The organism is Ruegeria meonggei, assembly GCF_042768335.1.
Taxonomy (GTDB): domain Bacteria; phylum Pseudomonadota; class Alphaproteobacteria; order Rhodobacterales; family Rhodobacteraceae; genus Ruegeria; species Ruegeria meonggei.
The window spans coordinates 384,923-399,576 of record NZ_JAXHBT010000001.1 but is presented as its reverse complement, the minus strand read 5'-3'; the positions used below and the strand labels follow the sequence as shown (position 1 = coordinate 399,576).

11 protein-coding genes are annotated in these 14,654 nt (G+C 57.7%); 4 read left to right on the top strand and 7 right to left on the bottom strand.

The window, feature by feature from the left end; genetic code table 11:
• Positions 1–51 precede the first annotated feature (51 nt).
• Both SJY13_RS01990 and hemA read right to left on the bottom strand, forming a co-directional pair.
• Positions 52–1,263, bottom strand: coding sequence for a helix-turn-helix domain-containing protein (locus tag SJY13_RS01990; protein WP_377187041.1), 1,212 nt, complete (start codon positions 1,261–1,263; stop codon positions 52–54).
• A 128-nt stretch (positions 1,264–1,391) separates the two neighbouring features.
• The gene (gene hemA / locus SJY13_RS01985) at positions 1,392–2,615 is read right to left on the bottom strand and encodes a 5-aminolevulinate synthase (protein ID WP_377187038.1); all 1,224 of its coding nucleotides are present in this window, start codon (positions 2,613–2,615) and stop codon (positions 1,392–1,394) included.
• 322 nt (positions 2,616–2,937) lie between these two features.
• Between hemA and SJY13_RS01980 the strand changes: the two genes are divergently transcribed.
• Positions 2,938–4,323: a M20/M25/M40 family metallo-hydrolase gene (locus tag SJY13_RS01980; RefSeq protein ID WP_377187035.1), complete on the top strand. Its 1,386-nt coding sequence runs from the start codon at positions 2,938–2,940 to the stop codon at positions 4,321–4,323.
• Positions 4,324–4,464: 141 nt separating this feature from the next.
• On the opposite strand, the gene lpdA is transcribed toward SJY13_RS01980, so the two are convergent.
• On the bottom strand, positions 4,465–5,859 hold the full coding sequence (gene lpdA / locus SJY13_RS01975; RefSeq protein ID WP_085820855.1) for a dihydrolipoyl dehydrogenase: 1,395 nt from the start codon (positions 5,857–5,859) through the stop codon (positions 4,465–4,467).
• A 216-nt stretch (positions 5,860–6,075) separates the two neighbouring features.
• On the opposite strand from lpdA, the gene SJY13_RS01970 reads away from it, so the two are divergent.
• Positions 6,076–6,510 carry a hypothetical protein gene (locus SJY13_RS01970; protein WP_377187031.1) on the top strand — a complete coding sequence of 145 codons (435 nt, stop codon included), beginning with the start codon at positions 6,076–6,078 and terminating at the stop codon, positions 6,508–6,510.
• Here the strand turns inward: SJY13_RS01970 and SJY13_RS01965 are convergent.
• The 4 genes from SJY13_RS01965 to SJY13_RS01950 all read right to left on the bottom strand — a co-directional run bounded on the left by SJY13_RS01965 (position 6,507) and on the right by SJY13_RS01950 (position 13,058).
• Positions 6,507–7,085: a DUF924 family protein gene (locus SJY13_RS01965; RefSeq protein ID WP_085820857.1), complete on the bottom strand. Its 579-nt coding sequence runs from the start codon at positions 7,083–7,085 to the stop codon at positions 6,507–6,509. The two genes, SJY13_RS01970 and SJY13_RS01965, sit on opposite strands and share 4 nt — an antisense overlap.
• 109 nt (positions 7,086–7,194) lie before the next feature.
• On the bottom strand, positions 7,195–8,466 hold the full coding sequence (locus SJY13_RS01960; protein WP_377187027.1) for an MFS transporter: 1,272 nt from the start codon (positions 8,464–8,466) through the stop codon (positions 7,195–7,197).
• Positions 8,467–8,577: 111 nt separating this feature from the next.
• Entirely contained in the window at positions 8,578–9,624 is a 1,047-nt protein-coding gene (gene queA / locus SJY13_RS01955; protein ID WP_377187024.1) for a tRNA preQ1(34) S-adenosylmethionine ribosyltransferase-isomerase QueA, read from the bottom strand.
• Between the two features lie 44 nt (positions 9,625–9,668).
• Positions 9,669–13,058 (bottom strand): YhdP family protein, encoded by a 3,390-nt coding sequence (locus SJY13_RS01950; RefSeq protein WP_377187021.1) that lies wholly within the window; start codon positions 13,056–13,058, stop codon positions 9,669–9,671.
• 68 nt (positions 13,059–13,126) lie between these two features.
• On the opposite strand from SJY13_RS01950, the gene SJY13_RS01945 reads away from it, so the two are divergent.
• Together SJY13_RS01945 and SJY13_RS01940 are read left to right on the top strand one after the other, a co-directional pair.
• Entirely contained in the window at positions 13,127–13,588 is a 462-nt protein-coding gene (locus tag SJY13_RS01945; RefSeq protein WP_377187018.1) for a peroxiredoxin, read from the top strand.
• An 84-nt stretch (positions 13,589–13,672) separates the two neighbouring features.
• Positions 13,673–14,485 carry a ferritin-like domain-containing protein gene (locus SJY13_RS01940; RefSeq protein ID WP_377193533.1) on the top strand — a complete coding sequence of 271 codons (813 nt, stop codon included), beginning with the start codon at positions 13,673–13,675 and terminating at the stop codon, positions 14,483–14,485.
• Positions 14,486–14,654 lie beyond the last annotated feature (169 nt).

Here is a 14,654-nt window from a genome sequence, read left to right as displayed (position 1 = left end):
CTGAGTTGCGTCTTTAGATAGTCCGCCTACCGGGGCATCGCAATGGCTAGATCACTCGGCCGGGGTTTCTTCGACCTGCGCCTGAAGTTCAGCCACCAGTTGCTTGAGCGCACTGTTTTGGTCTGACTCAAGATCCGCAATCGCATAAATGTCAGAGACAGCATCCTTGGACAGAACAACGCCTTTGGCCACTGTGCCTGGCGCGCCTGCCGGGCCAAAGTGATTGCCGTTCATCGAGAAATAGACCGACCCTGACGCACCAGCGCGCAGCAGCGGCGGTTCTTCTGTCATAGGAACCTCAAACACGCTGCCCTGTTCGACGGTGCCCAAAGTGCCTTCGAAAATAATGCTGCCATCCGCTGCGGTGACGCGCATCCAGGCGGGATCAACGGCAACAATTTTCAGCGTTGTATCGACTTGTTCAACCACCTGGGGCAGCGCCGGACGTTCAACAGTGTGAATTTCAGCGATCTGAATCTGAGGCAGTTCCTGCGGCTGGAACGTCCCTACCGTACGCGGGTCCAGCGTTGAAATTGGTGCATCGCGGGCCACCAGAACCGGAACGTCCAGAGCCTGAGGGCGGTACAACCGATCCAATGCCTCGGCACTTGGGGTTTCGAAGGCGGCAACATCGCTGTTGTCCGTATTACGTACGGCTTCCAGCGGATCTAGGTCCGACAGAACCACAGGTGCCTGTTCGACCGGGCTGACCTGAACCTGCTGAATTTTGTTCAGCACTGCCCAGCCACCGTAGCCGATGCCACAGATCACGGCCATCAGAACCAACGACGAACCGATCGCACGTGGTTCAATCTGGCTGACCAAAGATTCCCTGCCCGGAATGTAGGGCGTGTTGGGAGAGATAAACGGATCCCGCCCCATCGGTCCACGCGCTGGCAGGCCACCGGCCGATTTACGAACAACCGAAGCCTCGGCGGACATACCATGCGCAACCTCGAACCCGCTTTCCTTGCAGAAGGTTGCAAATGTGTCGTCGGGATTCATGCCAAGATAACGCGCATAAGAACGCACATACCCGGCGATGAAGCCGGGTGTATCGAATGCGTCAGGATCTGCATCTTCGATGGCTGCGATGTAGTTGGCTTTGATCCTCAACTCTCGCTGAACATCCAGCAGCGATTTGCCCATGGTCGCGCGTTCGCCGCGCATCCTGTCGCCCAGACGCACCTCATAATCGTCAAAGCCCTTTGGCCTGACTTCGGTGTCGTCTTCGGAATCGCGCTGAGATCTGCGCCCAATCATCCCTGCTGCCCCATTCTGCCTGTGCGTGTTTCACGCTAACGGCGAATCATCCTTTTAACGATTCGCCCGATACTTTTGTTAGCGTAAGCTTAACACGCGACATTCTCGTTGCACACTTTGGCGTGAGGTTATCCGGCAAGTTCGGCGCGATTTAGCGCACAATGTGACCAAAGTTCGTCCATCGCGTGCACCAAACGGTTCATTTCGTCGGGTCCGTGCACAGGTGACGGGGTGAATCGCAGGCGTTCAGTCCCGCGGGGCACGGTGGGAAAATTGATCGGCTGAACGTAAATGCCGTGATCATCCAGCAGCATATCGCTCAGCTTTTTGGTGTGCACTGGGTTGCCGACCATAACCGGCACAATGTGGCTGCCATGATCGATCAGTGGCATCCCCAACCCCTTTAGTCGAAGCTTTAGGATCTTGGCCTGGGTCTGATGCTGCTCGCGCAGCTCGGGCGCATGTTTAAGATACGCAACCGAAGCCGCCGCGCCCGCCGCAACCGCCGGCGGCAGCGAAGTCGTAAAGATAAAGCCTGGCGCGTATGACCGCACGGCGTCACACATCTTGGCGCTGGCTGCAATATAGCCGCCCATGACGCCAAACGCCTTGGCCAGCGTGCCGTTGATGATGTCGATGCGATGCGCCAGCCGATCACGCTCGGTCACGCCGCCCCCGCGGGGGCCGTACATGCCGACCGCGTGGACTTCGTCGATATAGGTCAGCGCGCCAAATTCGTCCGCCAGATCACACAGTGTTTCGATCGGGCCAAAGTCGCCATCCATCGAGTAGACCGATTCAAACGCGATCAGTTTGGGTGCCGCCGGATCGTCTGCCTCAAGCAGTTCCCGCAGATGGGCGACGTCATTGTGGCGGAAGATACGTTTGGACCCGCCATTGCGACGCACGCCTTCGATCATCGACGCGTGGTTCAGTGCATCGGAATAGATGATCAGGCCGGGAAACAGTTTCGGCAATGTGCTCAGCGTGGCGTCATTGGCAATGTAGGCAGAGGTGAAAAGCAGTGCGGCCTCTTTGCCGTGCAGATCAGCCAGTTCGGCCTCAAGCTGTTTGTGATAGACCGTGGTGCCCGAGATGTTGCGTGTGCCACCCGACCCGGCACCGGCGGCATCAACCGCCTCGTGCATGGCGTTCAGGACAACAGGGTTTTGGCCCATGCCCAGATAATCATTGCCACACCAAACGGTGATATTCTGCTGTGACCCGTCCGACCGTGTTCGAACGGCATGCGGAAAGTGACCATTCCGGCGTTCGATGTCGATGAAGGTCCGGTAGCGACCTTCGTCATGCAGCCTGGCAATCGCAGTATCGAGCTGAGCAGTATAGTCCACCGATGTCTCCTTACGTGCCCAGCCCTATTCGCACTGACCAGGCGTCTCCCGTAGTAACAGCACGGACGAATCCATCCTGACACCAACGCGCTTCCTTGTACCGCCAACTTATAGACGACAAGCAAACCACATTATTGATTTGCATCAAATACCGGTTTGGAACCTAGTCGACAAGTATAGTTACGGCTTTGCGACGTGAGGAAACGACGCAGGCACCTGCACTATGTTTCCGATATTATACCATATTTGCGGCAAAGCGCACTGGACGACGCCGGTGGCGCTGATAGGGTTCGGCCAAACCATACCCAAGCAGGAGCCCCCAATGTCTCTGGACGCTGTTCTGAACCGCATCGATGCTGATCTTCAAACCTCGATCGACCGCCTGATGGAGCTGTTGCGCATTCCCTCTATTTCGACTGATCCGGCCTATGACACTCAGGTCAGTCAGGCCGCTGACTGGCTGGTGGCTGATCTGAAAAGTATTGGAATCGCAGCAGAAAAGCGTGAAACGACGGGCCATCCCATGGTGGTTGGCCATGTCGGAGAGGACAACGATACCCCTCATATCCTGTTTTACGGACATTATGACGTGCAGCCGGTCGACCCGCTGGACCAGTGGAATCGCGATCCGTTCGACCCTGCCATTGAAGACACCGAAAACGGCCCCGTGATCCGTGGACGCGGATCGTCAGACGACAAGGGGCAGCTGATGACCTTTGTCGAGGCCTGCCGCGCCTGGAAGGTCGTTCACGGCGCTTTGCCCTGCCGCATCACCTTTTTCTTCGAGGGCGAAGAGGAATCGGGGTCTCCTTCTTTGGTTCCGTTCCTGCGCGAAAACGCGGCCGAGCTGAAGGCCGATCTGGCATTGGTTTGCGATACGTCGATGGTATCGCGCGGCGTTCCGTCGATCGCATCACAGCTGCGCGGCATGCTCAAGGACGAGTTCACTATCATCGGCCCGCGTATTGATCTTCATTCCGGCCATTACGGCGGTCCAGGCCTGAACCCCCTGAGGGAACTGTCCAAAATCGTGGCTTCATTCTACGACGACGAAACAGGCCGCGTCGCGGTCGAGGGCTTTTATGACGGTGTCCACCAGGTCCCGGCAGAACAACTGCGTCAATGGCAAGGCTGCGGGTTTGATGAGGCCGACTACCTTAGCTCGGTTGGATACACGCAGCCTCATGGTGAAAAAGAGTACTCGACGCTCGAGCAACAATGGGCCCGTCCAACGCTTGAAGTGAACGGCCTGTGGGGCGGCTATAACGGAGCAGGATCCAAAACGGTGATCCCGTCGCAGGCGCATTGCAAGATTACCTGCCGCCTGGTGGGCGATATGGACCCGGACGCGCTGCGCGACAAAATCCGAGCGCATGTGCAACAGAACCTCTCACCCGATGCGAAAGTTGAATGGGACAATGATCTTGAGGGCGCCCCTGCGTCGGTAATGAATCTGGATCGCCCCGAATTCGAGGCCGCGCGCGGCGCGCTGTCTGACGAATGGGGTCACGAGGCTGTATTCACTGGGATGGGCGGCTCAATTCCCGTTGTTGGATATTTCAACACGGAACTTGGATTGGATTCGATGCTGGTCGGCTTCGCCAATGACGACGACGCCATTCACTCACCGAATGAAAAGTACGACGTGAAGAGCTTTCACAAAGGTATTCGGTCCTGGGCACGTATTCTGGACGCACTGACCACCTAAGCATCATTTGCGAGGCTCTGCCTCGCGCTCCGGGATATTTTTCGCCAGATGAAGTTCGGATCCCCCGCTTCATCTGGCCTCAAATATCCCGGGGGAGTCGCGCGCAGCGCGGCGGGGGCAGAGCCCCCGTCCCTGCATTGATCACATGTGAATCACGCGGCCATAGGCATCCAGCACGCTTTCGTGCATCATTTCCGACAATGTCGGGTGCGGGAAGACTGTGTTCATCAGATCTTCTTCCGTTGTCTCCAATTGGCGCCCGACTACATAACCCTGGATCAGTTCCGTCACTTCAGCGCCGATCATATGGGCGCCCAAAAGCTCTCCGGTTTTGGCGTCAAAGATGGTCTTGATCATGCCTTCGGGCTCACCCAGGGCGATGGCCTTGCCGTTGCCGATAAACGGAAAGCGGCCGACCTTAATGTCATAGCCCAGCTCTTTGGCTTTTGCCTCGGTGTATCCGACCGACGCCACTTGCGGCTGGCAGTATGTACAACCGGCGATGCTCTCGGGCTTTACCGGATGTGCGTGCTTGCCCGCGATCAACTCGGCCACCATCACGCCCTCATGGCTTGCCTTATGTGCCAGCCACGGTGCGCCCGCGATGTCGCCAATGGCATAGAGCCCATCGACACCAGTGCGACAGTACTCATCAGTCACCACATGCGTTCGGTCGATTTTGACGCCCAGAGCTTCCAGCCCCAGATTCTCGACATTGCCGACAATTCCAACAGCGGAAATCACGGTGTCGAACTCGTGTTTCTCGACCTTCCCTTTAACTTCGATATGCGCAGTAACCTTGCCCTTGGCACGATCCAACTGCTTGACCATCGCCTTTTCCATGATGGTCATGCCTTGTTTGGCGAACGCTTTCTTAGCAAAGGCGCTGATCTCCGCGTCCTCGACCGGCAGCACACGGTCCATGACCTCGACCACGGTCGTGTCAGCACCCAGTGTATTATAGAAACTGGCGAATTCGATCCCGATCGCGCCCGAGCCGATAACCAACAGCTTTTTCGGCATCCGCGGCGGCTGCAGCGCGTGTTTGTAGGTCCAGACCAGATCTCCATCGGCTTCTAACCCCGGCAATTCACGGGCGCGTGCGCCAGTGGCCAGAATAATGGACTTAGCCGTCAGTTCCTCGGTCCCTTTGTCGGTTTTGACAGAAACCTTGCCCTTGGCGGGAATCGTGGCCTCTCCCATCACAACGGCGACTTTGTTTTTCTTCAGCAGATGTCCAATTCCACCGGAAAGCTGCGCAGCAACCCCGCGCGAGCGTTTGACAACGGCGTCGAGATCATAGCCGATCTTGTCCGCTTTCAGGCCAAAATCCTTGGCGCGCTCCATCAGGTGGAACACCTCGGACGAGCGCAGCAGAGCTTTGGTCGGGATACAACCCCAGTTCAAGCAGATGCCTCCAAGATGCTCTCGTTCGACAACAACTGTTTTCAGGCCCAACTGCGCCGCGCGGATGGCGGCAACGTACCCACCCGGACCCGAGCCGATTACGATCAGATCAAAAGAATTTGCAGCCATGCTTCCCTCTCGGCACAGGTCGGTTGAAGATTTAGTTTACCATTAAACTAAATTGCAAAACGCATCAATACTATCCCGCCGCGACAAAACGGACGCCGGGTCAACACATGTGTGTCATGCAGTTTTCAGCCTATACCGGGCAGGTTTCAATGGCTAGAAGATAGGGGCCGGGCATCCCTGGCATTTGTAGAAACTAAGTTATTTGAAAGTCTTACCATGGCCAGAACGCTTAAGAATTTGCTGCTTGCCCTGCTGAACGCCACGCTCATTCTAGTGGCATTGTGCTTGTTTTTGGGATGGAAACTTGCCTCGACCGTTGAAGATGTGACCACAGTTTTCGCGGAGAAGGTACAAATCGTTGCCCCGCTGCGAACAGAAATTCAGGGCGTACGAGGAGAACTTACAGCGCTGCGCAGTGACCTTGCCGCGCTTCAGGTGTCGGATATCACGGAAAACAGCGCCGCGGCGCAACGGATTTCCGATACCCTGACCAAGCTTGACGCGTTGGAGCAACAGATGCAGACCTCGCAGCAGCGGGTTGCCGAGCTCCTGGACACTCCTGGCCTGCTTATTAACACAGCCATAGAAAATTCGGCCGACGTGGTCGTCGACCGGATCACTGCAGTTCGCGGATGTGTGCCGGCGTCCTAGCCGGCAGCTTGAAGTTCTCGCACCGTTACACCGTACCCACCCATGTCAACATACGCCGCCTCATGCTCGGTCATGGGACGAGACAGCGCTTCGTTGCGATAAGGGAAACGACCAAATTGGCGGATCACTTCTCGATGCGCGCGCGCATGCAACAGGTTGCTTGAATCACTGTCGTTAATGTTCTGACACATCAGGCGCACACAGCGTTCCTGATCACACAGGTTTTCCGAGTGCATCATCGGCAGATAAAAGAACTGCCGCGCCGGTTCGTCGATCTTCAGATCCCAGCCCTTGTCCACAGCGCATTTCGCAGCCGACAAGGCAGCACGATCCGACGAAAACGCCTTGGCGCTGTCACGGAACATGTTACGTGGGAATTGATCCATCAGAATGACGTACGCCAATGATCCGCTTGGATAGGTTAACCAGAGAGAAAACCTGCCTTCACTCGCGGCTTGCCAAGTGGTCAAAAACCGTTCGCGAATTTCGGCATCCAAAGCGTCGTCCTGTAGATACCAACCCTTGGGACCGACCTCATCTAACCAAAAACTCAATACTTCTTCAGGACCTACCATTGCCCTAACTCCGTCGTGTTGCCCTCCCCAGGGACGTAACGTCATTTAATGCCGTTTTACAGATTTGTGACAGTAAAAAATTGCAACACTTGCGACATATTTCTGTGTGCTAGGCAACATCTTGCGATTCCTGCTCGGCTTCGGCGGCCTCGATGGCGACTTCCTGTGCCACTTCCAACGCAACAGGAGAGGCCGTGGGGTATAGCGGAGACATCGTTCCGGTTTCGTCAACCGGGATCGCCGCGCGCTGTGTCATTCGATACAAAGCATAACATGCTATCAAGACAAGCAGCGTTGCAATAAACAGAAAGAACCCTGCTGGCCCGAACACCGCATCCCCCATAAGCCAACCGGTGATCAGCGGCCCCGCGATGGCCCCCGTGCCGTTGATAAAGATCAACCCACCCGACGCCGCGGCCATATCCTCGTGTTCGAGAAAGTCGTTGGCATGCGCAATAAGCAAGGAATAAAGCGGGTTTGACATACCGCCGATCACAAAAGACGCGACAAGCAGGATCGGGAAATTCACCCCGAACATCATGCCCGCAACAGATCCACAGGCTCCGGTGATGGCCACCAACATGATCAGGAAACGCCGATCCATCCGATCCGAGAACCATCCCAGCGGGTATTGCAGCACCACCGCCCCAATGTAAAACGTCGCGATGAAGGTCGAGATTTCGACCAGCGACAGACCAGCACGCGCGCCGTAAACCGAAGCCATACCGAATTGTGCCGAGAATACACCGCCCAGAAGGAACATCCCAACACAGCCCAGCGGTGATTTTCCCATCAACTCACGCAATGTCATTGGTTTGGTTGTGTCGAACGCGGGCGTAGGCGAAATGGACAACAAAATCGGCGCGAACGACACTGAAACCAGAATGGATGCAATTACGAATGTCTCGTACCCATTTGGATCGCCAATGAGCATCAAACCTTGGGCGCTGATGATTCCCGTCATCTGCACAATCATGTAAAGCGACAGCGCTTGCCCGCGATTTTCATTGCTGGCAGCATTGTTCAGCCAGCTTTCAGCCGTGACATACACGCCGGAAAAGCAGAACCCAATGATTACACGGCCCAGAATCCACGCGATCTGATCGGTCAGCAGCGGGTACATGATCATCACCGCTGAGATAAACGAGGCCAGCGCTGCAAACACGCGCACATGCCCTACGCGCCGGATCATCTCGGGGGCCAGTCGCGAGCCGCCCAGAAAGCCCAGGAAATAGGCCGACATCACAAAAGACATCTGCAGGGTCGAAAACCCCTCGATCTCACCCCGGACGCCGAGGATAGTGCCCTGCAGGCCATTGCCGACCATCAGCAGACCCATACCAAGAAGAAGCGCCCACGCGCTGGACAGGACCTGAATCATTGGGGCCTCCGTGAAATGCCGACTAATCTCTGGATACGTTTTGATATGAAAAACGGCTCTGAGCCCGCTTGTCTACGACATTGCCACGATCCGATCCCGACAACACGCCCCTTACGGGATCAAAAGCGACGCATCGCCATAAGAAAAGAAACGGTATTTCTGCGCGATTGCGTGCGCATAGACATCACGCATCCGGTCCTGCCCCATCAGGGCAGAAACCAGCATCAACAACGTAGATTTCGGTAAATGAAAATTGGTCATCAGCGCATCGGTGACATGGAACTGAAACCCAGGATAGATGAAAATGTCCGTCTCACCTTCCCACGGTTCGATCCGACCCGAGCGCGCAGCGCTTTCGATCAGGCGCAGCGCAGTTGTCCCGACCGGAACAACGCGCCCTCCAGCGGCCTTGGTGGCGCGGATTTCCTTGGCCGCGGTGGCGCTGACCCGACCCCATTCGGCGTGCATCTTGTGAGTGGTCACGTCCTCGACCTTGACCGGCAGGAAAGTGCCTGCGCCTACGTGCAAGGTAACATGGCTGAATGTAACACCCCGTGCGTCAAGCGCCTGCATCAATGCATCATCGAAATGGAGCGATGCCGTGGGCGCGGCAACCGCTCCGGAGTAGCGCGCCCATATTGTCTGGTAGTCGGACTTGTCCTGTTCATCCGCCGGGCGTTTGGCCGCGATGTAAGGCGGCAAAGGCATTGCGCCAGCCTGTTCCAGCGCCGCGTCGAAATCCTCGCCCGTCAGGTTGAAACGCAAATGGGCCTGGCCGTCCTCGACCCGGTCCAGCGTAGCGCTCAGATCGTCCGAGAACCGGATCTCTTCGCCGGGCTTTACCTTTTTTAGCGGCTTGATCAGTGCCGCCCAGGTGCCATCGGCCTGCGGGTCAAGCAACGTGACCTCAATCGCGGCGGAAACCGGGCCCTGCGCGCTGTTGCGGTGGCGTCGTCCGTTCAGACGTGCCGGGATCACGCGGGTGTCGTTCAGGACCAGCCGATCCCCCGGACGCAGCCACTCGGGCAAGTTATAGACATGCGCATCCGCAATCGCGTCCCCTGTGGCGGCCAGCAGACGCGCTGAGGAGCGCGGGCTGGCGGGCCGCGTGGCAATCAGGTCTTCGGGCAGGTAGAAATCAAAATCGCTGAGTTTCATGGACGCGCCATACAGGGACTTATGAGATTCGGCCACATCCCCGTTCAGCGTTCCAATTCAGGGGCCCCATACGTCCGTTTCGGCTTGTCCGGTTTCGGGCGTTGAGCATTTGGCCCGTCAGTGACCGTGGGTGCCGGTTTCCTCAGCAGATTGCGCAGGAACAGCGGGGCCAAACCGGATAGCGGATTCACCGCGACTTTCGGCTGGGTCAGCGGGCCTGTCAGGGTGTAGTTAAAGCCAATCACACCCTCGCCCTTTTTAGTGAAGACGCTGCCGATCGCGTTCACCAGATAGATCGGAGAAATCGCGCCGCGCAGGTTTAGCAGTCCGGCCACCGTATCGATCGTGCCATCAAAAGACAGCCCCATCGACGGGCCTACAGCGCTGCCGCTGAGGACTTTGATCTCGGTCGGGGTGATCCGCATACGGCTTTCGATGGTCGAGAAAAAGATACCTTGCCCCGCCATTTCATCTATCAACCCAACAAGGCTGATGGCGTTCAGCAGTGCGGCCATGGCTGGGGCGTCCGTGATCCGCGTGTTGGTAATTTTCAGGATGACGTCATAGGTTCCCGGGCCTGCCACCGGTTCCAGTTGCAGGTCCAGAGACCCGCCGCGCGCCTGGGTGATCAAACCGGCTGATCGCAACACGGCGCCCGCATCGCCCGAGGTCAGGTTAACAGCGCTGCGGCCTGCACGCGGGGTAACCTGCCCGCGCACGGGGGCACCTCCGTTGACGCTGGCGGAAAAAGCACCCGTAATTCCTCCAGTGGTTTGAAACGCGCCGGTAAAGCCGGTCAGTGCCACGGATTCAGTTACCTGCAAGCGATCCAGAACAGCGTCCAGCTTAGGCCCGTTACCCGAGCCTCCTCCTCCGCCGCCACCGCCACCATCGCCGAACGTTGCCAACCCCAAGTTAATGACGCCGCCCAGAACGCGGATATCGGGAACGGCAGTGCCACGGCTGACCAGTTCAGCCGGGACCGCCAGCCAGTTTCCCACCTCGAACGAGCTGAACTCAACGCGCTCAAAGTTTCCGGCTGCAAAGGAAATAGACGCTGTTGTACGCAATCCTGCGGCGTCAAGTTTCAGTTCGTCCACACGCAACGCATCGCCCAAGGTCGCCGCAACTGTCATGGTTCCTTTTGTGCCTGGCCCTTTGCGCCAGCCCAGTTCAGGAATGGCCAGTGCAACACCTGACAGGTCGGATGTGGCCGTCAGTTTCGGCGGCTCGCCCGCACCGATGCCCAGCGTAAGCTCGGCGCTGCCCCGCCCAGTCAGCATACCCCGCGGCAGGCCAGCCTTGATCTCGGTCATCAGCCGAGGGGACAGTTCGATCTGACCGGTCAGTTCGCTGCGCTGAGGTTCGGTGCCTCCGATCGGTTGCCGCCAAGTAGCTTGCATAGGTACGTCGCCAAACAGCCCCTGCCCGGCAACTTCCACTGCGGTTTGATCGCCAGTCAGCTTCAGCCGGTCCGCGCTGACCGAAAAGCCCGGCACCAGACGGTCACTTTGCACGTCACCGATTTCGCCCAGAAAGTGAAATTCGGTCTCTTCGAATTTCAGTCCCTTTTTCATCGGAAGTGACAGGGTGCCGGTCAGGCTGACTTGACCCGATGCCAGATCTACCGGCAGGCCGGCCTTGCTCAGCAGTTCCAGCGGGGGTCGGTCCAGCAGCGACAATGCAGCCGTCGTGCTGCCAACAGCACTGATCCGTGTGATTGATGGCGACAGCTTCTTGATACCGGTATCCGGGATTATGAACGACGTGCCGGAGGCATCGATGGCACCGCCTTCATCAGCGATGACCTCGCCAGATTCGGCAGTGGCGGTGAACCGGCGGTTGATCAGACTGGCCTGACCTTGTGCGTTCTGAATCGGCGGCAAGGTTTTGGCAAAGCGGATCGTCGCCTCATCGAAACCAAAGTCCAGATAGATGTCCGGCTTGTTACCCGGTTGCAGACGCAACGCAAAATCAACGTCCGATAATTGCCCTTTATAGACGTTTTCGGTCACCCAAAGCCTTGGCTTTGGCGCCAACAGCTCGGGCCAGTAATTCATTAACTGATCCGAATCCATATTGTCGAGATGAGCGTCAAGTTTGGCCGCCCAGCCCTCTGGCTTGCCAATCAATTGTCCTGTGGCAAACAATCTGTGATCGGCATCTTCAACCGTCATCTGCCCGAGCCGCATCTCGAACGGGTTCAGCTTCATCTGGATATCCAGATCCGCGCGCGCCAGTTTCAGCGGTTCCGGGAACAGGCCAGCGGGGTTGATGTTAATGCTGCTGAGCCGCAGTTGCGACGTCAGGCTGTCCAACGCACCGTTTTCTATGCCCTGCAGGAATGCTTTGCCCTCTGCTTTTATTGATCCCCAGGCAGAGACCACAGACACTTCGTTAAAATCCAGCTCTTGCTGAACGGGATTATAGGTAAAGTAGGTCCGGGCTGAATCGAATGGTATGGGCCGTGTTTCCTGTGTCGGCTGCACTGCACCCGACCCAAGGTTGAGTGTCGCGAACAACGGCCCAAGCGCGGCGTTGTCGTCGATGCTACCGCGCAGGGCCCCGGAAATGGGCGCTTTGAGAACCTGCAGCCAGGATAGCGCAAGGCTTTGGCTGGCAAGGTCCTCGGCCGGCAGGTCGGTGATGGTAAACCCGAACTGTGCCTGCGGCGTACCCAGAACGCTGGTATAGTTGGCCTCGATCGAACTGGCATAGTCACGGCCGGTCAGAATGGAAAACCCGGTGGCGAGCCGCATTTCATCACCGCTGCGGGTCATCGTGATGTGGCCGCCGTCAAAAACCCAGGCCCGCCCCAGCCGCAGGTCCTGATAGTCCAGCGTCAACGATTCCAGCTCAACCGATCTAAGACCCGACAGGATGGGAGACAGGAAAACGTCATCCGAGGCCTCGATAAGCTGCGCTAGGTCAGGTGCCTGCTGCACCGGAGCACTGCCCGATCCAACCGTCAGCGACAGCGCCCCATCCACCCCGCGCGTCAGTGCGATCTGCGCATCCCTCAGGATAATGCGCCGTGGTCGGATCTGCCCCCTCAGCAACCCGCGCATGGACAGGCGTGTGCGCATATCCGCCACCTGGGCAATCTGCTGACCCGCTGCATCGCTGATTGTCACATCGGTCAGCCTGATCCGGGGGCGCCAATCTTCGTTCACGATGAAACTGGCGTCGCCAAAACGAAACTGCAGCCCGCCGAGGCTGTGTTCGAGCCGTTGCTCGACCTTTTTCTTGACCCATTCCGGCGCGTGCAGGTTCTGTCCAAACAGAAAGAACCAACCTGCGAAGACCAATAGACCAACGGACAGAGTGGTCCCAAGCGACCAATGCGCAGCCTTACGACGGCGCGACCGGCGGCGCGGAGGTTTCTCCGGCTGCGTCGCACTGCTGTCTTTGTGCTGCACCAATTTTCTATCCACGCCTTTCAACCCGCCGACACCGCCCTATGATGTCGGGCAGCCCATAAAAAACTTTAGCGGAGTTTCCAATGCCCGACGTTACAGACATCGCCCCTGATTTCACATTACCCCGCGACGGAGGCGGCGAGGTGACGCTGTCAGACCTGCGCGGCGGCACCGTCGTTCTGTTCTTCTATCCCCGCGATGATACGCCGGGCTGCACCAAGGAATCCATCGGTTTCTCGGAACAACTTCAAGCCTTTGCGGATGTGGGCGCTCAAGTTTTCGGCATCTCGCGCGATAGTGTCGCCAAGCATGACAAGTTTGTCGCTAAACACAGCCTGACCACGCCGCTTCTGTCGGACGAGGGGTCTTCGGTCTGTGAGGACTATGGCGTGTGGGTCGAAAAGAACATGTATGGTCGCAAGTCGATGGGGATCGAGCGGTCGACCTTTGTGATTGGCAGCGACGGTAAGATCGCCCAAGCCTGGCGCAAGGTGAAAGTGCCCGGCCATGTGGATGAGGTTCTGGAGGCCGTGCGCGCCCTGTGACCCTCTCGACCACGGTCGCCATCCGGTTTATGACCCGCGCATCCAAGTAATCGGAGAGTGCTGGTGCCCAAAACCCTGACCCAGATGGCGACCGAAGTTCTGAACACGGCGAACGGGCGGGAAAAAACCGTTCTGTCCAAACGCCATGCCGCCGCGTGGTTTGCGTCCCGAAAGGGTAAGGCCCCCGCAATTGAGGTCGGAACAGCCACCCCTCCACTGCAACCCGCCCGTCCGGATCAGCCCGAGCTGCTGTCCCCCCGCGAAGTTCCAAAACGTAAACCCGGCACTCCTGCTGGCCGCGTCGCCCTGCTGCACGCGGTTGCTCATATCGAGTTGAACGCCGTTGACCTGCATTGGGACATCATCGCTCGGTTCGGTCACGTCCCGATGCCCATTGGTTTCTACGATGACTGGGTCAAATGCGCCGAAGAAGAATCGCGCCATTTCGAGATGGTCTGCGACTGTTTGGAACAGATGGACAGCCATTACGGCGCCCTGCCCGCCCATGCCGGTATGTGGCGGGCCGCCGAAGACACCACCCAAGACCTGATGGGTCGGCTGGCGGTTGTGCCCATGGTGCTGGAAGCGCGCGGGCTGGACGTAACGCCCGGCATGATCGACATCTTTCGCAAGGCCAAGGCCGATCAAGCTATTGCCGCGCTAGAAGTGATTTATGCCGAAGAGGTCGCCCATGTCGCCTATGGTTCAAAATGGTTCCACTTTCTGTGCGGACGCGAGAATGCCGACCCCAAAGAAGTATTCCACAAACTGGTCCGGCGCTATTTCCACGGGGTGCTGAAACCACCTTTCAACGAGGAAAAACGCGCGGAGGCCGGGCTACCGCCCGATTTCTACTGGCCCCTGACCGAAGACCTGCCACCGCCCGGCCAAGCGTAATAAACACGCTCAAGTTGACGTTATCGGCAATTTCCCGCCGAGAATTGGCGGGAATAACACCCTTTGTTGTGTGAACTGGTTAACAAACTTGCCCAAATCAAACGGGACCTCTATGCACTTCGCCCAAGGGACGGCTATCGCTCACGACCGGTCCCGATCTTGGGGATGA